Here is a 19,178-nt window from a genome sequence, read left to right as displayed (position 1 = left end):
CGAAAAAGTCCGATTCGCGTGCCCGAAAGGGCAGGGCACTGACACGGAGGACGTTGCATGCGCTGGAACTTGGTGGTCTTTGCATCTTGCCTGGCAATAGCCGGTTGCGTCGGCACCTCGATTGCCGAGCGACAGGACGCGAATGTCGAGTCCTCGCTGCAATATGACAGCGTGCCTTGCGATCAATTGCTGGCGCAACGAAACCGGCTGGCGCAGCAATACCGCCTTCCGCCGGATGCCAAGCCGTCCTTCTCCGATCCCGGGGTGGGCCTCGGCCCGTTCACGCCGGACGCCCGTTCCAAGGCCCAGCGCGACGTCGAACAGGCAAGCGGCCGGATCGACGCCATGAACCGGTCGATCGCCCGCCGCGAATGCGGCAAGCCGGGTTAATACCCGGCGTTGCGATCGACGACGTTCTCGAGCTTCTCGCCGCGCTCGAAGGCGGCCATCTGGCGCAGCATGATCGGCACCAGATGCACGGGATCAGAGGTCGCCGCCGCATGCGGCGTCACGAAGACCTTTGGGTGGCTCCATAGCCGGCTGGTCTTCGGCAGCGGCTCGACCTCGAACACGTCGAGGCTTGCTTCCTTGAGTGTGCCGTCCTCCAGCGCACGCAGAATGTCGGCGTCCTTCTGCAACTTGCCGCGCCCGGCATTGATCAGCACCGAGCCGCCTAGGCCGTTGCGTTTCCTCAACTCCTTCAGCACGCCATAGTTGATGATGCCATGCGTCTGCGCAGTGAGTGGCAAAAGCACCACCAGAATGTCGGTGGCGTTGAGGAAGGGGATCAATCCGGCCTCACCCGCATAGGTTGCAACGCCGTCCATCGGCCGCTCGCTGCGCGACCAGCCATTGACCGCAAAGCCGAGCGACAAAAGCACCGACGCTGCCGCGCGGCCAAGCGTGCCGAGCCCCATGATGCCGACGGAGATGTCGCCGGCGGGCCGCTGCGGCGGCTCGTGCCAGATCTTCTTTTGCTGCTGCGACCGGTAGAGCATGCCCTGGCGATGGTGATCGAGCACCCGCCAGACGACATATTCAGTCATGTAGTGGGTCAAATTGTCGGCCACGACCTTGACGATCGGCACGTCGGGCAAGGTGGGATCGGCGAAAATGTGGTCGACGCCGGCGCCGATCGAAAAGACAACGCGCAGATTGGGCAGGGACGACAGAAGGTTCGGCCGCTGCTTCCAAACCACCGCATAGGTGATTGAAGGATCGCTGGCGCCTTCCGGCTCGAGCGCCACCTCGCGTTCGGTCGATAAGAGTTCGCGCCAACGGCCTGGATGGATACCGGTGAGGGCAAGCAGGACGCGGCCTTTTTCCATGGCGGGTTCTTTTTCCTTTATGCGGTACAGCCTACTCGCTGACGATGCCGACCGGCGCCGTTTCGATCCTGAATGCGGCCGAGATCAGCGCCCTGGTATAGTCGGTCTGCGGCCGTTCGAAAATCTGTTCGGACGGGCCGGCCTCGACGATCCTGCCATTGCGCATGACGATGACGTCGTTGGCAAGCGCACGGATGACCTTCAGATCGTGGCTGATGAACAGATAGGCGAGGTCGTGCTTCGCCTGCAGGCTGCGCAGAAGGTCGACCACCTGCGCCTGCACGCTCATGTCGAGCGCCGAGGTCGGCTCGTCCAGCATGACGAAGCGCGGGTTGAGCACCATGGCGCGGGCGATGGCGATGCGTTGGCGCTGGCCGCCGGAAAACTCGTGCGGATAGCGATTGCGCGTCGCGGGATCGAGCCCGACTTCCCCGAGCACATCGACAATACGCTTGTCGCGCTCATCGGGCGACAGTTTCGGCTCGTGGATCTTCAGCCCTTCCTCGATGATCTCGGAGACCGACATGCGCGGGCTCAACGACCCGAACGGATCCTGGAAGACGATCTGCAACTCGCGCCGCAGCGGCCGCATGGCGTTGAATGACAGTTCGTTGATATCGCGCCCGTTGAACTGAATGGTCCCGGTCGACGAGATCATCCTGGCCAGCGCCAGGCCGAGCGTCGTCTTGCCAGAGCCGGATTCGCCGACGACGCCGAGCGTCTGGCCGGCGCGCACGGTGACGTCGATGCCGTCGACCGCCTTCACATTGTCGACGATGCGCCGGAAGAAGCCTTTCTTGATAGGAAACCAGACCTTGACGTCCCGGCCCGTCATCACAGGTTTGGCGGCAGCGTTGGGGGCGGGCGGCTTGCCCTTCGGTTCGGCGGCAAGCAGATGCCGCGTATAGCTGTGCTGCGGCTTGGCGAAAATTTCCTTCGTCGGCCCGGTCTCGACGATCTTGCCCTTGGTCATCACGCAGACCCGGTCGGCGATCTTTCTGACGATGCCGAGATCATGGGTGATGAACAGCATCGACATGCCTTTGCGGCTCTTCAACTCCGCCAGCAGCTCGAGGATCTGCGCCTGCACGGTGACGTCGAGCGCTGTCGTCGGCTCGTCGGCGATCAGCAGTTCCGGCTCGTTGGCCAGCGCCATGGCGATCATGACGCGCTGGCGCTGGCCGCCGGAAAGCTGGTGCGGATAAGCGTCGAGCCGCTTCTCCGGCTCGCGGATGCCGACCTCGTTGAGCAGCTCCAGCGTGCGCGCCTTGGCCTGGCGGTCGCCTAGCCCCTGGTGCAGCGTCAGCACCTCGACGATCTGCTGCTCGATCGTGTGCAGCGGGTTGAGCGAGGTCATCGGCTCCTGGAAGATCATGGTGATCTTGTTGCCGCGCACGCGGCGCAATGCCTTCTCGTCGGCAGCGAGCAGGTCGGCGCCCTGGAACAGGATCTTTCCCGACGGATGGCTGGCGGCGGGATAGGGCAGCAGTTTCAGCACCGACAGCGCCGAGACCGACTTGCCGGAGCCGGATTCGCCGACCAGCGCCACCGTCTCACCCTTGGCGATGTCGAAGGAGATGTGGTCGACGGCCATCGACTGGCGGCCTTCCTGCGCGAAGGCGACACTGAGGTCGCGCACCGAAAGGAGAGGGGCTTCGCTCATCTGAACGTCTTGCGCGGATCGAAGGCGTCGCGGGTCGCTTCGCCGACGAAGACCAGCAGCGACAGCATCAGCGAGATGACGACGAAGCCGGAAATGCCCAGCCATGGCGCGTTGAGGTTGCGCTGCGCCTGCTTGAGGAGCTCGCCCAGCGAGGCCGAGCCGGGCGGCAGGCCGAAGCCAAGGTAGTCGAGCGAGGTCAGCGTCGAGATCGAGCCGCTGAGCAGGAAGGGCAGGAAGGTCAGCGTCGCCACCATGGCGTTGGGCAACAGATGCCGGAACATGATAGTACCGTTGGGTACGCCCAGCGCGCGCGCGGCGTTGACATATTCGAAGTTGCGGGCGCGCAGGAACTCGGCCCGCACCACGCCGACCAGCGCCACCCAGGAGAACAGCAGCATCAGCCCGAGCAGGATGAAGAAGCCGGGCGGCAGGATGGCGGCGACGATGAGGAGCAGATAAAGCACCGGGATCGCCGACCAGATTTCTATGAAGCGCTGGAACAGAAGGTCGGTCCAGCCGCCGAAATAACCCTGCAATGCGCCGGCCGTCACGCCGATCACCGCCGAGCCGGCGGTGAGGATAAGGCCGAACAGCACCGAGACCCTGAATCCGTAGACGACGCGCGCCAGCACGTCGCGGGCCTGGTCGTCGGTGCCCAGCCAGTTCCAGTTGCCGATGACGCAATTGGGGTCGGCGGCACCTTGCGGATACTGGTTGCAACGTGTCTGGACGTCATAGAGCCAGGACGGCTTGGTCGGCGCCGCCTCCGGGATGGCGTTGTTGACGGTCCGGTACGAGTAGCGGACCGGTGGCCAGATCATCCAGCCATGGGCATTGATCTCGTCCTGGATGACCGGGTCGCGGTAGTCGGTGACCGCATAAAAGCCGCCGAACTTCTCCTCGGGATAAGCGACCACGACCGGAAACAGGATTTCGCCCTTGTAGGAGACGAGGACCGGCTTGTCGTTGGCGATCCATTCGGAAAACAGCGACAGCACGAAAAGCACGAGGAATATCCACAACGACCAGTAGCCGCGCCGGTTGGCCTTGAAATTCTGCAGCCGCCGCTGGTTGAGCGGCGACAGCCAGGGTCGTGCGATCCGCTCCGGCGCCGTTTCGGCTGCGGCCCCGGCCATCAGACGTCCCTCCGCTCGAAGTCGATGCGCGGGTCGACCCAGGTATAGATCAGGTCGGACAGCAGCCCGACGATCAGGCCAAGCAGCGAGAAGATGTAGAGATTGGCGAACACCACCGGATAGTCGCGCTCGACCACCGACCTGAAACCGAGCAGGCCGAGGCCATCGAGCGAAAAGATGTTCTCGATCAGCAGCGAGCCGGTGAAGAAGGCCGAGATGAAGGCGCCGGGAAAGCCGGCGACGACGATCAGCATGGCGTTGCGGAAGACGTGGCCGTAGAGAACCTTCCGTTCCGACAGGCCCTTGGCGCGCGCGGTCACCACATACTGCTTGCGGATTTCCTCGAGGAACGAATTCTTGGTCAGCAGCGTCGTGGTGGCGAAGGCCGACAGCACCAGCGCCGTCAGCGGCAAGGTCATGTGCCAGAGATAGTCGACGATCTTCGCCGGCCAGGACAGCTGGTCCCAATTGTCGGAGGTGATGCCGCGCAGCGGAAACCAGTCGTAGAACGATCCGCCGGCAAACAGCACCATCAGCAGGATGCCGAACAGGAAGCCCGGGATGGCGTAGCCGACAATGACGACGCCGCTGGTCCATACGTCGAATGCCGAGCCATCCTTGACTGCCTTGCGGATGCCGAGCGGGATCGAGATCAGGTATGACAGCAGCGTGATCCACAGCCCGATCGAGATCGACACCGGCATCTTCTCCAGGATCAGATCGATCACCGAGATGTCGCGGAAATAGCTGTCGCCGAAATCGAACCGGATGTAGTTCCACAGCATCATGCCGAAGCGCTCGAGCGGTGGCTTGTCGAAGCCGAACTGCTTTTCCAGCTTGGCGATGAACTCGGGGTCGAGCCCTTGCGCGCCGCGATATCTCGAACCGGCTTCGCCAGCCACGTCGAAATTGCTGGCGCCGGCGTCACCACCGCCGCCACCAAGGCGATCGCTGCCGCCCTGGTTGGTCAGCCGGGCGATGACCTGCTCCACCGGCCCGCCCGGCGCGAACTGGATGACGGCGAACGACACCGCCATGATGCCGAACAGGGTCGGGATCATCAGCAGGATGCGGCGCAGGATATAGGCGCCCATCAGGCGTTGTCCTCCTTGAGGAGGAGCACCGCCTCAGACCAATTATCGACGCCAGCGCCGCCCCTCATTGTCCTGCCGGACATTTCTCTCCGTTTAGTGACGGGGAGAAAGAAGCTGGCCGCAGCCTTGGCGCATGTTCTGCAACATTGGATATTGGCGAAATCATCGATGAAGGCACCCCTCTCCCCGTCACTAAACGGGGAGAGGATGCCGGCAGGCAGGTGAGGGGCGGCGCCGACGCCTGCAAGAAATTCACCCTTTGCCAATCTTTGCCGCCTTGTCCTTGTCGAACCACCACAGCGCCTCGACCGGAAAGCCGAAATCAGGCTTCTGCTCGGGAAAGCCGAACATGTCCCAATAGGCGACTCGGTGATTCGCGAGATAATATGTTGGAATCCAGTCTAGCCGCGCGCGCAAGACCCGGTCGAGTGCTTTGAGGGCCGTGATCAGTTCGATCCGGCTTTGCGCCCTGCCGGCTGCCTCGATCAGCGCATCGATGGCCCGGCTTTCCGTGCCGGGATAGTTGCGCATTCCCGGCGTCTTCGCCATCCGCGAATCATAGAGTATCTCCAGGCCGTCGGCAGTCGGCGTCGCCCCGATCGACCAGGCGAGCAGGGTGAAATCGAAATCGAAATTGCTCTGCCGCTGTTCATATTGCGTCGAATCGACCTGCCGGATCGAAGCGTCGATGCCGATCGTTTTCATGTTCTCGGCCCACGGCGACAAAAGCCGAACGATGCCGTCGTCCTCGGCCAGCATTTCCACCCGCAGTCGCTCGCCCTGTTCATTGACGACGAAATTGCCCGCCGGCTTCCAGCCGGCTTCGGCAAGCAGTCTCGAAGCTGCGCGCAGCAGCTTGCGGTCGTGGCCCGAACCGTCGGAGACAGGCTGCATCACCGCTTCGCCGAAAGTTTCCGGCGGCAACTCGGCTCGAAACGGCTCAAGCAGGGCCAATTCCTCGGGCGAGGGCAGGCCCTCGGCCTTGTAATCCGACCGCTCGAAATTCGATTGCGAGCGCTCGTAGGCGCCGTAAAACAGAACCCGTTTGGTCCATTCGAAATCGAAGCAATTGGCGATCGCGCGTCTGACGCGCACATCGCGGAATTGAGCACGACGCTGGTTCAGCGCGACAGCCTGCATGGATGGTGTTGTCTCGCCGGGAAATTCGCGTTTGACGACCCGGCCGTCCTTCAGTGCCGGAAAGTCGTAACCGGTCGCCCATACCCGCGAGGTAAATTCCTCGCGAAAATGCGTGTCCCCCTTCTTCAGGGCTTCAAACGCTGCCTGGCGATTGATGTAAAAATCGATGCGGATGCGGTCGAAATTATAGACGCCGCGGTTCACGGCCAGATCCCTGCCCCAATAGTCGGCGACGCGCTCATATTCGACGGTCTGTCCGGCCGCCACGCGCCCTATCTTGTAAGGTCCGGAGCCGAGCGGCGGTGTCATCGTCGAGGCATCGAAATCATTGACCGTATAAAAGGCTTTGGACACGACCGGCATGGCGATGATCGCAAGGATATTCTGCGCGGATTGTTTGCCGTTGAAGGTGAGGTCCACGGTAACCGGATCGGCCGCAACCGCTTCCGTCATATGCCGCAACGCCTGGGAGAGGTTTGGATGGCCCTTGTCCTTGTAAAGCTTCAATGCGAAGGCGACGTCCTCCGCGGTCATTGGCGAGCCGTCGTGGAAGCGTGCTTGCGGTCGCAGGCTGAAGCGGAAGCCATTGCGGTCCTGCGACAAGGTAACCGACTCGGCAAGCCGGCCATAGACCGCATCCGGCTCATCGAGTGCGCTAGCCATCAGCGAATCGAAACAGAGTTCGGTGCGCGGCGGCGATTCCCCTCTCAACACCAGCGAATTCAGCGTGTTGAAGGTCAGGAAGCTCTGATTGAAGGTGGAGTTCGGCGGTGCGAAATTCATCTGGCCGCCCTTGGGCGCGTCCGGGTTGACATAGTCGAAATGCGTGAAACCTGGGGAATATTTGAGGTCGCCGAAGGCCGACAGACCATGCAGCTTGACCCCCGTCGGGATGGCGGCGAAGGCGCGGCCGGGCAACAGCGCTGCCGTCGTGGCCGCGACGCCCAAGGCCAGAAAGTCGCGGCGGGCCAGCGAGACGCGGCGGGGGAGCGCCGCCATCAATTGCCACTCTTGTATTTTGCCGCCAGCGCCTTTTCCTTGTCCGCATCGATCCACCAGGAATTCTGGTCGACGCCGCTATAGGCCGGTTGCTTTTCCGGGATGCCGAACTTGTTCCAGTAGGCCATCCAGACCACCGACCGATGGTGTTGCGGCACGACATAGTAATTCCACAGCAGCACCCGGTCGAGCGCATGGGTGGCGGCAACCAGATCGTCACGGTCGGTCGCAAAGATGACGCGGTCGACCAGCGCATCGACGACCGGATTCTTGATCCCGGCGTAGTTGCGGGATCCAGGCGTGTCTGCGGACTTGGAACTCCAGAAGTCACGCTGCTCGTTGCCAGGCGAATCCGACTGCCCCAACTGCGATATGGTGACGTCGAAATCGAAATTGTTGAGGCGGTTGATATATTGGGTCTGGTCGATCAGCCGCAGCGTGGCGTCGACGCCGATCTTGCGCAGATTGGCGATATAGGGACTGGAAAGGACCTGGTCGGTATCGTTCCAGCCGAGGATTTCGAACTTGAAAGGCTCGCCTGTCGTGGCATTGACCATCTTGCCGCCCTTGATCACCCAGCCCGCCTTGGCGAAGAGATCGACCGCAGTCTTGAGATACTTACGCTCGGCCTGTGGCGAATCGTAGACCGGCAGCTTGAATTCCTTGGTGAAGACTTCGGGCGGCAGCTTGTCGCGATATGGCTCGAGGATTTCCAACTCCTTACCTTGCGGCAGGCCGCTCGATGCCAGTTCGGTGCCTTGGAAGTAACTGCTGGTACGGGTGTTGGAACCGAAGAACAAGGTACGATTCATGGCCTCGAAGTCGAGCGGGTAAGTCAGCGCGGCGCGCACCAGACGATCCCCAAACAGCGGACGCCTCGTGTTGAGCATGAAGGCCTGCATCGGTTCGGGTGAGGCGGTCTTGAATTCCTGCTTGATAACGTCGCCGGCCTGGACCGCCGGGAAATTATAGGCGGTGTTCCAGCGCCTCGAACTGTTTTCTGGCCTGATGTCATGCAGTCCGCCCTTGGTGAAGGCTTGCCAGGCGGCATTGTCGTCGAGAAAGTAGCTGAAACGTTGCCTGTCGAAATTCTCGCGGCCGATCTTCACCGGCAGTTTGGCAGCCCAGTAGTCCGGAACCCTCTGCCAGATGATTTCAGAGCCCGGCTTGAAGCTGGCGATCTTGTAGGCGGCCGAGCCGAGCGGCGGATCCTGCGTCGGCCTGGTGATGTCGCGTTTCTTGCCGGTGGCGTCGGTACCTTCCCACCAATGCTTCGGCAGCACGACGAGATCGCCGAGAATCTTGGGCAACTCCCGGTTGCCCTTCTGGTCGAAATGGAATTCTACCTCGCGGTCGGAAACCGCGACCGCATCGGTGACATTCTCGAAATAGCGGCTGTACATCGGGCTGTTGGCCTTCAGCACCTGAAACGACCAGATTACATCGTCGGTGGTGATCGGCTTGCCGTCATGCCACTTGGCCCGCGGGTCGAGGCGGTATGTTGCCGACGAATAGTCGTCCGGATGTTTGTAGGCGTCGGCGATCAGCGGATGGCTGACGCTGCCTTCGTCGGTTGCCTGCTCCATCAGCGTGTCGTAGAGCAATCCGCCGCCGAACGGGGCGAATCCAGCCGCGGCGGAACCCTGGACGATATAGGGATTGAAGCTGTCGAACGTGCCAAGCACCACCGAATTCAGCGAGCCGCCCTTCGGCGCGTTCGGATTGACGTAATCATAGTGCTGGAAGTTGTCGCCATATTTGGAGTCGCCGATCAGCGACGAGGTGGTGCGCCATTCGTCCGCCAAGGCTGCCTGCAGGCCGCCGGCGAAAGCCGCCACAACCAGCATCGATCTGAGAAACGTTCGGCCAACCGTCATGCCTTCTCCTCTGTGCGATAGCTGCTAGCGGACAATCTAGTTCATTTGACGCTCATGAAAACCGCGACAGGCCGGCTTTGTCGCCGTACATGCGCTTTTCCCATTGAAAAAGCCGGGCTGAACCCGGCTTTTTCAAGGAATGTTTCGATTACAATTGCGTTATTGCGCCGGAGCTGGTGCGGGAGCAGCAGGGGCGGCCGGTGCTTCGCCCTCTGCCGGCTTGGCCGGCGCCGCGCCTTCGGCGGGCGCGGCTGCATTCTCGGCCGAAGCGCCGGGTGTCGGCAGCGGCTTCGGACTGTCCGACAGCGTGCGCAGATAGGCGATGACGTTGGCGCGGTCCTCGTCTTTCGGCAGGCCGGCGAAGCCCATCGCCGTGCCCTTCACCAGCTTCTTCGGCGAAAGCAGAAAGTTATTGAGGTGGTCGTACGTCCATTTTTCCGCGCCGCCCTTGGAAAACTCCTTCATGCCGGCCGAATAGGCGAAGCCCGCATGCTCGGCGATGGGACGGTCGACGATATCCCAGAGATCAGGGCCGACCTTGTTCGGTCCGCCTTTTTCGCCGGTGTGGCAGGCCTGGCACTTCTTGAACACGGACGCACCCGCCTCGACATTGGCGTTGGCCAGGAGGTCGGCGATCGGCTTGGCTTCGGCGGGGGCTGCCGGGCCGCCCTCGGCAGGCTCCTCGGTCGCCTCGATAGCGTAGCCGGGTTTTTCCGGTGCTGGGGAGGCGAACAGCGCGTCGGATATGATGCCGACCGAGAAGACGACGAACACGGTTCCGAGCAGGCCGCCGATCAGCTTGTTGATTTCGAAAGAGTCCATACGCCCCAGGCTCCCTTTTCCGGCGGACCGATCCGTCCACTCCGTCCGTCGGTAATCGTGAACCACCCCGCGAGGCGGTCAAATCGGGCGGAAACTAGGTCTTTTGCTCTGGCGTTGCAACACCTATAAGGGCGCTTCCAGTGAGACCTTTTGCCACTTTTCCCTTCCTCTTTTTCGGATGCTTCATCACCCGATGTCCACGCTCATCCTCATCCCGGCCCGCATGGCCTCGACCCGCCTGCCGGGCAAGCCGCTGGCCGACATCGCCGGCGTTCCGATGATCGTCCATGTCGCCCGCCGCGCCGCCGAGGCCGGGCTCGGCCGGGTGGTGGTCGCCACCGATACCCAGAGCGTGGCGGCGGCGGTGCGCACGCACGGTTTCGAGGCGGTGATGACGCGCGTCGGCCATGAATCGGGCTCCGACCGCATCTTCGAGGCGCTAGCCACGCTGGATCCCGGGCGCAAGGTCGAAACGATCGTCAATGTGCAGGGCGACCTGCCGACCATCGATCCCGACATCATCAAGGCCGCGCTAAGGCCTTTCGAGGATGCGACGATCGACATCGCCACGCTTGGCATCGAGATCGTCCGCGACGAGGAAAAGACCAATCCGAATGTCGTCAAGATCGTCGGCTCGCCGCAGTCGGAGACACGGCTGCGGGCGCTCTATTTCACCCGCGCCACCGCACCTTGGGGCGATGGGCCGCTCTATCATCACATCGGCCTCTATGCCTATCGCCGCTCAGCGCTCGAGCGCTTTGTCGCGCTGCAGCCGTCGCCGCTGGAACGGCGCGAGAAGCTCGAGCAGTTGCGGGCGCTGGAGGCCGGCATGCGCATCGACGCCGAGATCGTGCAGTCGGCGCCGTTCGGCGTCGACACGCCGGACGATCTCGAACGCGCCAGAACCATCCTTTCAACCTGAGACATTTGGACACCTGAGACATTTGGCATGCCTGAGAAAACCAACAGAATAGCCTTCCAGGGCGAGCCGGGCGCCAATTCCGACACCGCCTGCCGCAACATGTTCCCTGATATGGAGCCGTTGCCGTGTCCGACCTTCGAGGATGCTTTCAACGCGGTCGAGACCGGCAAGGCCGACCTCGCCATGATCCCGATCGAGAACACGATTGCCGGGCGCGTCGCCGACATCCATCATCTCCTGCCGGAATCGAAGCTGCACATCGTCGGCGAATATTTCCTGCCGATCCATTTCCAGCTGATGGTTCTGCCGGGCGTCAGGCGCGACCAGATCAAGACCGTGCACAGCCACATCCATGCGCTCGGCCAGTGCCGCAAATATATCCGCAAGAACGGCTGGAAGCCGGTGGTCGCCGGCGACACGGCGGGCGCCGCCAAGCTGGTCGCCGAGCTGAAGGACCGCACCATGGCGGCGCTGGCGCCGGCTCTGGCCTCGACGCTCTATGGGCTCGACATCATCGAGCAGAATGTCGAGGACACCGACAGCAACGTCACCCGCTTCGTCGTGCTGACCAGGAACAGGCAGTGGGCCGAACGTCCCTCGGCCGATGCCAGGATGATGACGACGTTCATCTTCCGCGTCCGCAACGTGCCGGCCGCGCTCTACAAGGCGATGGGCGGCTTCGCCACCAACGGCATCAACATGACCAAGCTGGAGAGCTACCAGCTCGGCGCATTCACCGCGACCCTGTTCTACGCCGATATCGAGGGCCATCCCGACGATCCGCTGGTAAAACTGGCGCTCGACGAGCTTGCCTTCTTCTCGCGCGAAATGCGGATTCTGGGCGTCTACCCGGCCAGCCAGTCGCGTGAGCAGTGGAAGGTGGCGGACTAGCTCAGCGCCTTGCCAGGTGACGAGCATCGGGCGACATTGCTGCGATGTGGCTTCTGAAACTGACGCTCGCGGTCGCTGGATTGTATGCGGTGATTGTTGCGGTCGTGTATGTGCTCCAGTCCTGGCTGATCTTTCCGGCCGGCCTTGCGGCTTTCGGACCCGATCTGCCGGCTGGGGCCCGCCATGTCGAACTGGCGACAGAGGATGGCGAGCGCGTCGTTCTGGTCCGCCTGCCGGCAAGGCAGGCGCCGGCCGAGCCACGCCCGCTGCTGCTGGGGTTTGCCGGCAACGCCTGGAACGCCGACGCACTTGCCCTCATGCTGCACCAGTTATTTCCCGAACATGAGGTCGCTGCGCTGCACTACCGCGGCTATGCGCCGAGCAGCGGCAGCCCGTCGGCCGCCGCCCTGTTCGAGGACGCCCGACGCGCCCTTGACCAGCTGGCCAGCGATGCCAAAGCCGGCATCCTCGCGATCGGCCTTAGCATCGGCGCTGCGGTTGCGGCCGATCTGGCGACGTCCCGGCCGTTGCGCGGCATCGTCATGGTGACCCCCTTCGATTCGCTGAGAGAACTCGCCGCTCACCACTATCCCTGGCTGCCGGTGCGCCTCTTGCTGCGGCACCGCATGGAGGCAGCGGAATCTCTGCGCGACCTCGATGTGCCCACGGCCGTCATCACCGCCGAGAACGACACCATCGTACCTGCGGCGCGTTCGGCGCCCCTGCGCGAGGCTGCCCGCGACCTGCGCAGCCACATCGCCATAGCGGCTGGCCACAACGACCTCTATGACCATCCCGACTTCGCCGGAGCGCTACGCGCCTCCGTTGCGGCGGTCATGAGCGATTGAAAAACAATTCGCAGATGTCGGAATTCCGGCGCGACATTCGTCCTTTGCTTGCCGCAATCGAAGAAGGGAGACGACGAGATGAAGGCCTGCCAATGAGCCCCACCATCACCGCCTTTGAACGGTCGCCCGATCGCGGCAGGGGACTGGCGCGCGACATGCGTGTTCGCTGGGCGCTCGAAGAAGTCGGCCAGCCTTACAAGGTTCGTCTCGTTTCGTTCAAAGCGATGAAGGAACCCGCGCATCTCGCGCTTCATCCTTTCGGGCAGATTCCGACCTTTGAAGAAGGCGATCTCGCGCTGTTCGAGTCGGGGGCGATCGTGTTCCATATCGCCGAGCGCCATGCGGGCCTGCTGCCAGACGAGGCGAATGCCAGGGCGCGCGCAATCTCATGGATGTTTGCCGCGCTAAACACCGTGGAGCCGCCGATCCTTGAACGCCAAACCGCCGTGCTCCTGGAGCGCGACGAGACCTGGCACGAACAGCGCCTGCCTATGGTCGAAGATCGCATCCGTGACCGGCTGGGCGAGCTTTCCGGTCGTCTTGGCGATGCCGACTGGCTCGATGGCGCGTTCAGCGCCGGGGACCTGATGATGGTGCACGTGCTGCTAAGGTTGAGCGGGTCGGGTATACTGGACGAATATCCGAACCTCTCCGCCTATGTCGCCCGCGGCGAAGCCCGGCCCGCCTACAAGCGTGCTTTCGCCGCTCAACTGGCGGTTTTCACCGGCAAGTCACCAACTTGACTCAGCGGCGCGTAGTCGATCTCCAAAAACGCCGCGACTTCCGGGATCCAGCGGTCGCGGACGAAGGCGACGTGGTCGGGATGGTCGTTGTAGCCGGAATAGGCAGCCTGATCGGCGAACTCCATCGAGAAGCCGAAGCGATAATCGTTCTTCGGGCTGACCTGCCGCAACTGCTCGAATTTCTCGACGCCCGGTATCGCCGCCAGTATTTTGGCGTCTGCCAGAAATTTTGCCTCCTCGGCCGAGTTCTCCTTGTGCTTCAGCCTGAACACCACTGTATGACGGATCATTTTTGCTTCCCCTGCAGGCTATGCGCTGTCGGCCCAGGCGCGGATGAGGTTGTAGGCGATCGCCCCCTTCGGCGGCGTGACCAGGCCGCCCGGATGCTCGCGGGCCAGCATCGACAGCACCTCGTCGCGAAAGAACCAGCGGCAGTCTTCCAACTCGTTGAGGTCGGCCTGGATGTCGTCGTTGAGCGGCTCGCCGAAGCAGCCGATCATCAGCGAATAGGGAAACGGCCAGGGCTGGCTGGCGTGATAGACGACGCGGCCAAGCCGGATACCGGCTTCCTCCAGCGTTTCACGGCGCACCGCCGCCTCGATCGTCTCGCCCGGCTCGATGAAGCCGGCAAGCGCCGAATACATGCCGGGCGCGAAATGCCGGCCGCGGCCGAGCAGGCATTTTTCACGCGTCGCCGTCAGCATGATCGCCACCGGGTCGGTTCGCGGAAAATGCTCGGTGGCGCAGGCCGGGCAAAGCCGCTTGTAGCCGCCGGCCCGCATCGCGGCTTCAGCGCCGCATTTGCTGCAGAAGCGGTGGCTGGCATGCCAGGCGAGCAGCGCTGCTCCTTGCGCCATCGCGCCGGCCGCCGCCTCGTCGATCAGCCCCTGCATGTAGACCGAGCGATAGTCGATAGCCTTGGTCGTATCGGGCAGCTGTTCGGGGTCGATGCGGGCCGGTACGGCGAGCACCGGGCCGCTGTCGGAAAAACCGAGCAGGACGCCACGGTCGAGCGACGCCTCGAGCGGCCGGCTTTCCTCGGCGCCGAACCAGGGGTCGAAGCCGCCACCAATGAGCTTCAGGTAGAGCCGCCCGCCATGCATCAGCAAAAGCCTGGCTGAAGGATCGGCGAGCGCCTTTTCGACGGAATCGTCGGCGCGGTTTTCCGATTGCCGGTCGATCATGTTGCCGGCAAAGCCGACGAACTGGCTCGGCTCGCGCAAGGGCGCGTCAAACAGGCGGAAGCTCATCGAGACTCAACTTCAGGATGGACACGGGATAGGCTTATAGCGCCGCCTTTATCTTCTGCGCAAACCGGCGGAGGTCCGAGCGCTCGTAGGGCTCGCGCATACCGTGCCCCCACACCGGCCCCGGCCAGCCAGGATCGCCTTCCGAGCGCGCGATGACATGAACATGTAACTGGCGGACGATGTTGCCAAGTGCACCGCTGTTTATCTTGGTGCAGCCGGTCACGCTTTTCAGCGCCTGCGCCACCATATTGGTCTCGAAGGTCAGCATCGCCTGGTCGAGCGGCGTCAAATCATGGATTTCCTCCGCGCCCGGCCGCTGCGGCACCAGAAGCAGCCACGGCCAGCGGCGGTCGTTCATCACGCGCAACTCGCACAGGCCGAGCCACATCAACTGCTCGCTGTCGGCCTCCAGACGAGCATCCAGCGTGAATCCGGCCTCGAGGCCCGGCGACATCGGCGTTTCCTTCACTTTTGTAGTATTTTTTTACTCCATGGACGCTAGAGCGGCGGCCGTTAGCCCGCAAGAGGGCGGCAAGCGAATCAAGGCCTATCGTGGCGATGATGGTCCGGCGAAGGACTCAGGGTATGGCCTGCCAAGACTTTGGGCTGGAATGAAGTCACCATCTCGCCCCCTCTGGTCTGCCGGCCATGGCTTTCGTTCATCTGTTCTTGCTTTGTGCCGGCCGCTATGCCAGTAGTTTCAACATGGTGCTTATTCGCGCCAGCGATCCGCCTCCGAGGCGGTTTTTTTATTTTCTGGTTTCGCCGCCTGTCACTGCGCCCTTGCATTTCATCGCCGGATTGCCGATATGGAAAGCGGGAGGTTGGTGGTGGACGGTCCACTCGCCAACCGGGTCAGGTCCGGAAGGAAGCAGCCCTAACGAGCCCGGAACGGGTCATTGTTCCAGCCTCCCACCTCTTCGCCTTTCTCCCGCGACATTGACGGCGCCAAGCCCTGCGGGCGAAACTATGCGCAGGAATCGGCCGCCTTGAGCCGCGGCCCTTGGAGCTTTACGGGCGAATGAGCGAAGCCGGAAATTCGGGAACGGAAAAGGCCGCCGCCTATCGCGTTCTGGCGCGCAAATACCGTCCTGCCAATTTCTCCGAACTGATCGGCCAGGAGCCGATGGTCCGCACCCTCACCAACGCTTTCGCCACCGGCCGCATCGCCCAGGCCTGGATGCTGACCGGCGTGCGCGGTGTCGGCAAGACGACGACGGCGCGCATACTCGCGCGGGCCCTGAACTACAAAACATCGACCGTCGACCAGCCTTCGGTCGATCTTGCCGTGCCGGGCGAGCATTGCCAGGCGATCATGGAAGGCCGCCATGTCGACGTCATCGAGATGGACGCCGCCTCGCACACCGGCATCGACGACATCAGGGACATCATCGAGCGCGTGCGTTACGCGCCGGTGTCGGCGCGCTACAAGGTCTACATCATCGACGAAGTGCACATGCTCTCGACGCAGGCCTTCAACGGCCTGCTGAAGACGCTGGAAGAGCCGCCGCCGCACGTCAAATTCATCTTCGCCACCACCGAAATCAGAAAAGTTCCGATCACCGTTCTGTCGCGCTGCCAGCGCTTCGATCTCAGGCGTATCGATGCCGGCACGTTGGTCGCGCACCTCTCCTCGATCGCCGGAAAAGAAGGCATCGCGGTCGATGACGACGCGCTGGCGATGATCGCCCGTGCGGCCGAGGGCTCGGCGCGCGATTCGCTGTCCATTCTCGACCAGGCGATCGCCCATGGCAGCGGCGCGGTCAGCGCCGAAGCGGTGCGCGCCATGCTCGGGCTGGCCGACCGCGCCCGCATCGTCGACCTGTTCGAACATGTGATGAAGGGCGATGTGGCGGCCGCACTGGCCGAATTCCGCAACCAGTACGACACCGGCGCCGATCCGGCCGCTGTGCTGACCGACCTGGCCGAGTTCAACCATCTCGTCACCCGACTGCGCTTTGTGCCGACAGCCCTCGAGGACGCCTCGCTGTCAGAGGACGAGCGACGGCGCGGCGCCGATTTCGCCAAGGCGCTGTCGGTCAGGGTGCTGTCGCGGACCTGGCAGATGCTGTTGAAAGGCATTCCCGAGGTGCAGTCCTCCAACCGGCCGGTCAGCGCCGCCGAAATGGTGCTGATCCGGCTGGCGCATGCCGCCGACTTGCCGACACTGGACGAGGCGCTGAAATCGCTGGAGGGCGCAGCGTCGGTGCCGAATGGCGCGCCACGCTCGAATGATGCACGCGCAACCTCTGCCGCCGCAAATCCCGGCCCGGCAAATCCCGGCCCAGCAAATCCCGGTAATGGCGGCGCCAGCGTGGCGCAGACGCGGGTGCCGGCGGCCAATGGCGGCGCCCAGACCATGCGGCTGGTCGAACCCGAGCCGATGCCTGCGCCTTTCGTTCCGGCGCCGGAGCCGGTCGCCGATGCGCCGCCGGTGCCGGTGAAATCGCTGGCCGACATCATCGCCCTTGCCGACGCCCAGCGCGACATCGCCTTCAAGGTGCTGGTCAAGCGCTGCGTGCGCCTGGTGCGCATCGAGCCGGGCCGCATCGACGTCAGCCTGACCGATGACGCGCCGAAGATGCTGCTCAACGATCTGACCGCCAAATTGCGCGCCTGGACCGGACGCAGCTGGCTGGTGTCGCTGTCGAAGGAAGCGGGCGGCCAGACGCTGGCCGAGATGGAATCGACCAAGCGCGAAAACGCCCTCCTTGATGCCAAGAGCGACCCGACCGTCGCCGCCATCCTGGCGCGTTTTCCCGGCGCCAAGATCATCGACGTGCGCATTCCCGACGCACCGGAAGCCGATGCGGTGGAGGCCGAGGTTCCGATCGAGCCGGCCACCGACGAAGACGAAACCTGAGCAACCGAAGGTCGCCGAAGCAAAAAAATGGGAGCCGGTTTTCGGAGACGATCATGCTTAAAAAAGAAACAAATCAATCGTAGAGGACCACGCGATGAAAGATCTTCTCGGCCTGATGGGCAAGGCGAAAGAAATGCAGGCCAAGTTCCAGGCCATGCAGGACGAGATCGCCACGTTGGAAGCCACCGGACAGGCCGGCGGTGGCCTGGTCAGCGTGACGCTGACCGGCAAATTCGAGATGAAGTCCCTGAAAATCGACCCGTCGCTGTTCAAGGAGGACGAGGTCGAGATTCTGGAGGATCTGCTTCTCGCCGCCCACAATGACGCCAGGGCCAAGGTCGAACAGATGATGCAGGAAAAGACCCAGGCACTGACCGCAGGACTGCCGATACCGCCGGGAATGAAGCTGCCGTTCTAAGAGGCTGTATGCCGGTCGAGCGAGACCATGGCTTTGGCCCGGCCGGCCGCTGCGAAGCCGCGACACTCGAAGGCCATGCCGTCACAGGTGGCCGAAGAGCGCAGCGATCAACGCCCACCTGCCCGCCAGCTGTGTCCATTCGGCAACTCTGCTCACTTAATAACGCTTTAGCCATCTTTTTGCCCGAAAGTGTCTCATTCTTGCCGCAACCAGGGGCGGGCTGGCGACAGAATGAGGGGATATCTTTGATCGTGACCCGATGGAAGACGCCGTTGCTGCTCGGCGTCATCACCTCTCCGCTGTTTTTGGCCGCCTGCAGTCAGACCACGCACGGCCTGTCCGTGGCCAGCCTGACCGATACCGCTAGGTCCCGGCCCTACAATCACACAGCGAAGGACAAGGAGTGCCTCCAGCGCGCGATGTTCTTCGAATCCACCCGGTCGAGCCGCGACGGCATGATTGCCGTCGGCACGGTGGTGATGAACCGGCTGCGCTCCGGCAAGCACGGCAACACCATCTGCCAGGTGGTCGGCGAACGCGGCCAGTTCGCGCCGGGCGTGATGACACGGCCGATGAATTCGAAGGCGATGCCCGATGTCGAGGAAGCCGCCGAGGCGGTGCTCAGGGGCGAGCGCAAGGCCAAGCTGAAGAACTCGATGTTCTTTCACACCGCCGGTCTGCGTTTCCCCTACAAGAACATGCACTACACCATGGTCGCCGGCGGCAACGCCTTCTACGAAAAGCGCGGCCGGAACTGGAAACCATTGCCGGACGAGCCCACGGTCGCGGTGGCACAGGCGACGCCGCGGCGGTCGCGCGCCGCAGGGGTGACGCTCATGGCCTCTGCTGCGCCGGCCGCCAAGGCGGCGCCCAGCAAGGTGACCTATGTGACGGCGGTCGCATCGCAACCGGCAAAGGCTACTCCAGGGAAGGCAACGCCGGAGAAGGTGACCTTTGTGGCGATGCAGGAGCCGGACGCCGCCCGTTTCGGCAGCACCGCCGGTGCGCAACCAGCTACGTCATTTTCGGCGGCGCCGGCCGAGCCGACGATGTCGTTTGAATCGACACCCGAGAACACCGATGCCATCGGTGCGATGATCGCCGGCCAGGGCAGGCCGCTGGAAGCCTACTAGGCGATCGACGGTCGACGTCGGCGCCGCCCCTCATCTGCCTGCCGGCACCTT

General features: G+C 63.1%; 18 protein-coding genes and 1 other RNA gene. 9 read left to right on the top strand and 10 right to left on the bottom strand.

The genetic code is table 11. The annotated features are described in order from the left end of the window. The first annotated feature begins 57 nt into the window (after window positions 1-57). Window positions 58-390 (top strand): hypothetical protein, encoded by a 333-nt coding sequence (locus AC0L2K_RS28190; RefSeq protein ID WP_473532928.1) that lies wholly within the window; start codon window positions 58-60, stop codon window positions 388-390. Here AC0L2K_RS28190 and AC0L2K_RS28185 read toward each other — a convergent pair. The 7 genes from AC0L2K_RS28185 to AC0L2K_RS28155 form a co-directional block, all read right to left on the bottom strand. After that, window positions 387-1,328 (bottom strand): 2-hydroxyacid dehydrogenase, encoded by a 942-nt coding sequence (locus AC0L2K_RS28185; RefSeq protein ID WP_023802069.1) that lies wholly within the window; start codon window positions 1,326-1,328, stop codon window positions 387-389. The genes AC0L2K_RS28190 and AC0L2K_RS28185 overlap by 4 nt on opposite strands. 31 nt (window positions 1,329-1,359) lie before the next feature. Continuing rightward, window positions 1,360-2,991 (bottom strand): ABC transporter ATP-binding protein, encoded by a 1,632-nt coding sequence (locus tag AC0L2K_RS28180; RefSeq protein WP_473532927.1) that lies wholly within the window; start codon window positions 2,989-2,991, stop codon window positions 1,360-1,362. Beyond that, window positions 2,988-4,127 (bottom strand): ABC transporter permease, encoded by a 1,140-nt coding sequence (locus tag AC0L2K_RS28175; protein ID WP_473480056.1) that lies wholly within the window; start codon window positions 4,125-4,127, stop codon window positions 2,988-2,990. The genes AC0L2K_RS28180 and AC0L2K_RS28175 overlap by 4 nt, the downstream gene beginning before the upstream one ends. Beyond that, window positions 4,127-5,221: a microcin C ABC transporter permease YejB gene (locus tag AC0L2K_RS28170; protein WP_128174061.1), complete on the bottom strand. Its 1,095-nt coding sequence runs from the start codon at window positions 5,219-5,221 to the stop codon at window positions 4,127-4,129. Before AC0L2K_RS28170 ends, AC0L2K_RS28175 begins: the two co-directional genes overlap by 1 nt. A 252-nt stretch (window positions 5,222-5,473) precedes the next feature. Beyond that, window positions 5,474-7,360, bottom strand: coding sequence for an extracellular solute-binding protein (locus AC0L2K_RS28165; RefSeq protein ID WP_473532926.1), 1,887 nt, complete (start codon window positions 7,358-7,360; stop codon window positions 5,474-5,476). Next, window positions 7,360-9,237 carry an extracellular solute-binding protein gene (locus AC0L2K_RS28160; protein ID WP_287345321.1) on the bottom strand — a complete coding sequence of 626 codons (1,878 nt, stop codon included), beginning with the start codon at window positions 9,235-9,237 and terminating at the stop codon, window positions 7,360-7,362. Before AC0L2K_RS28160 ends, AC0L2K_RS28165 begins: the two co-directional genes overlap by 1 nt. Before the next feature lie 159 nt (window positions 9,238-9,396). Then, window positions 9,397-10,059: a c-type cytochrome gene (locus AC0L2K_RS28155; RefSeq protein WP_287060216.1), complete on the bottom strand. Its 663-nt coding sequence runs from the start codon at window positions 10,057-10,059 to the stop codon at window positions 9,397-9,399. A 193-nt stretch (window positions 10,060-10,252) separates the two neighbouring features. On the opposite strand from AC0L2K_RS28155, the gene AC0L2K_RS28150 reads away from it, so the two are divergent. The 4 genes from AC0L2K_RS28150 (at window position 10,253) to AC0L2K_RS28135 (ending at window position 13,463) form a co-directional block, all read left to right on the top strand. Further along, window positions 10,253-10,981, top strand: coding sequence for a 3-deoxy-manno-octulosonate cytidylyltransferase (locus tag AC0L2K_RS28150; protein WP_023802076.1), 729 nt, complete (start codon window positions 10,253-10,255; stop codon window positions 10,979-10,981). 27 nt (window positions 10,982-11,008) lie between these two features. Further along, window positions 11,009-11,872 (top strand): prephenate dehydratase, encoded by an 864-nt coding sequence (locus AC0L2K_RS28145; protein ID WP_023802077.1) that lies wholly within the window; start codon window positions 11,009-11,011, stop codon window positions 11,870-11,872. 44 nt (window positions 11,873-11,916) lie between these two features. Beyond that, entirely contained in the window at window positions 11,917-12,720 is an 804-nt protein-coding gene (locus AC0L2K_RS28140) for an alpha/beta hydrolase (protein ID WP_473480064.1), read from the top strand. A 92-nt stretch (window positions 12,721-12,812) separates the two neighbouring features. Next, window positions 12,813-13,463, top strand: coding sequence for a glutathione S-transferase family protein (locus AC0L2K_RS28135; RefSeq protein WP_287345369.1), 651 nt, complete (start codon window positions 12,813-12,815; stop codon window positions 13,461-13,463). Here the strand turns inward: AC0L2K_RS28135 and AC0L2K_RS28130 are convergent. The 3 genes from AC0L2K_RS28130 to AC0L2K_RS28120 are packed head-to-tail and all read right to left on the bottom strand — an operon-like array spanning window position 13,427 to window position 15,167. Then, window positions 13,427-13,753 carry a Dabb family protein gene (locus tag AC0L2K_RS28130; protein WP_287345325.1) on the bottom strand — a complete coding sequence of 109 codons (327 nt, stop codon included), beginning with the start codon at window positions 13,751-13,753 and terminating at the stop codon, window positions 13,427-13,429. The two genes, AC0L2K_RS28135 and AC0L2K_RS28130, sit on opposite strands and share 37 nt — an antisense overlap. 18 nt (window positions 13,754-13,771) lie before the next feature. Continuing rightward, window positions 13,772-14,713: an NAD(+) diphosphatase gene (nudC, locus tag AC0L2K_RS28125; RefSeq protein ID WP_473532925.1), complete on the bottom strand. Its 942-nt coding sequence runs from the start codon at window positions 14,711-14,713 to the stop codon at window positions 13,772-13,774. Window positions 14,714-14,747: 34 nt separating this feature from the next. Continuing rightward, complete coding sequence (locus AC0L2K_RS28120; RefSeq protein ID WP_023802081.1) at window positions 14,748-15,167, bottom strand: HIT domain-containing protein; 420 nt, start codon at window positions 15,165-15,167, stop codon at window positions 14,748-14,750. A gap of 365 nt (window positions 15,168-15,532) precedes the next feature. Here AC0L2K_RS28120 and ffs point away from each other — a divergent pair. The 4 genes from ffs (at window position 15,533) to AC0L2K_RS28100 (ending at window position 19,127) form a co-directional block, all read left to right on the top strand. After that, an RNA gene (gene ffs / locus AC0L2K_RS28115) (signal recognition particle sRNA small type) lies at window positions 15,533-15,629 on the top strand. A 105-nt stretch (window positions 15,630-15,734) separates the two neighbouring features. Next, window positions 15,735-17,576, top strand: coding sequence for a DNA polymerase III subunit gamma/tau (locus AC0L2K_RS28110; protein WP_473532924.1), 1,842 nt, complete (start codon window positions 15,735-15,737; stop codon window positions 17,574-17,576). A 94-nt stretch (window positions 17,577-17,670) separates the two neighbouring features. After that, entirely contained in the window at window positions 17,671-17,994 is a 324-nt protein-coding gene (locus AC0L2K_RS28105; protein WP_023802083.1) for a YbaB/EbfC family nucleoid-associated protein, read from the top strand. A 245-nt stretch (window positions 17,995-18,239) separates the two neighbouring features. Beyond that, complete coding sequence (locus AC0L2K_RS28100; protein WP_473532923.1) at window positions 18,240-19,127, top strand: cell wall hydrolase; 888 nt, start codon at window positions 18,240-18,242, stop codon at window positions 19,125-19,127. Window positions 19,128-19,178 lie beyond the last annotated feature (51 nt).

It is taken from the genome of Mesorhizobium sp. WSM4817 (assembly GCF_055811135.1).
This window is presented reverse-complemented; position numbering and strand designations above follow the sequence as displayed.

Bases quoted from the DNA above. Each gene is read 5' to 3' on its own strand.
- AC0L2K_RS28190 (WP_473532928.1), top strand. From the start codon at position 58: ATGCGCTGGAACTTGGTGGTCTTTGCATCTTGCCTGGCAATAGCCGGT.
- AC0L2K_RS28185 (WP_023802069.1), bottom strand. From the start codon at position 1,328: ATGGAAAAAGGCCGCGTCCTGCTTGCCCTCACCGGTATCCATCCAGGC.
- AC0L2K_RS28180 (WP_473532927.1), bottom strand. From the start codon at position 2,991: ATGAGCGAAGCCCCTCTCCTTTCGGTGCGCGACCTCAGTGTCGCCTTC.
- AC0L2K_RS28175 (WP_473480056.1), bottom strand. From the start codon at position 4,127: ATGGCCGGGGCCGCAGCCGAAACGGCGCCGGAGCGGATCGCACGACCC.
- AC0L2K_RS28170 (WP_128174061.1), bottom strand. From the start codon at position 5,221: ATGGGCGCCTATATCCTGCGCCGCATCCTGCTGATGATCCCGACCCTG.
- AC0L2K_RS28165 (WP_473532926.1), bottom strand. From the start codon at position 7,360: ATGGCGGCGCTCCCCCGCCGCGTCTCGCTGGCCCGCCGCGACTTTCTG.
- AC0L2K_RS28160 (WP_287345321.1), bottom strand. From the start codon at position 9,237: ATGACGGTTGGCCGAACGTTTCTCAGATCGATGCTGGTTGTGGCGGCT.
- AC0L2K_RS28155 (WP_287060216.1), bottom strand. From the start codon at position 10,059: ATGGACTCTTTCGAAATCAACAAGCTGATCGGCGGCCTGCTCGGAACC.
- AC0L2K_RS28150 (WP_023802076.1), top strand. From the start codon at position 10,253: ATGTCCACGCTCATCCTCATCCCGGCCCGCATGGCCTCGACCCGCCTG.
- AC0L2K_RS28145 (WP_023802077.1), top strand. From the start codon at position 11,009: ATGCCTGAGAAAACCAACAGAATAGCCTTCCAGGGCGAGCCGGGCGCC.
- AC0L2K_RS28140 (WP_473480064.1), top strand. From the start codon at position 11,917: ATGTGGCTTCTGAAACTGACGCTCGCGGTCGCTGGATTGTATGCGGTG.
- AC0L2K_RS28135 (WP_287345369.1), top strand. From the start codon at position 12,813: ATGAGCCCCACCATCACCGCCTTTGAACGGTCGCCCGATCGCGGCAGG.
- AC0L2K_RS28130 (WP_287345325.1), bottom strand. From the start codon at position 13,753: ATGATCCGTCATACAGTGGTGTTCAGGCTGAAGCACAAGGAGAACTCG.
- nudC (WP_473532925.1), bottom strand. From the start codon at position 14,713: ATGAGCTTCCGCCTGTTTGACGCGCCCTTGCGCGAGCCGAGCCAGTTC.
- AC0L2K_RS28120 (WP_023802081.1), bottom strand. From the start codon at position 15,167: ATGTCGCCGGGCCTCGAGGCCGGATTCACGCTGGATGCTCGTCTGGAG.
- AC0L2K_RS28110 (WP_473532924.1), top strand. From the start codon at position 15,735: ATGAGCGAAGCCGGAAATTCGGGAACGGAAAAGGCCGCCGCCTATCGC.
- AC0L2K_RS28105 (WP_023802083.1), top strand. From the start codon at position 17,671: ATGAAAGATCTTCTCGGCCTGATGGGCAAGGCGAAAGAAATGCAGGCC.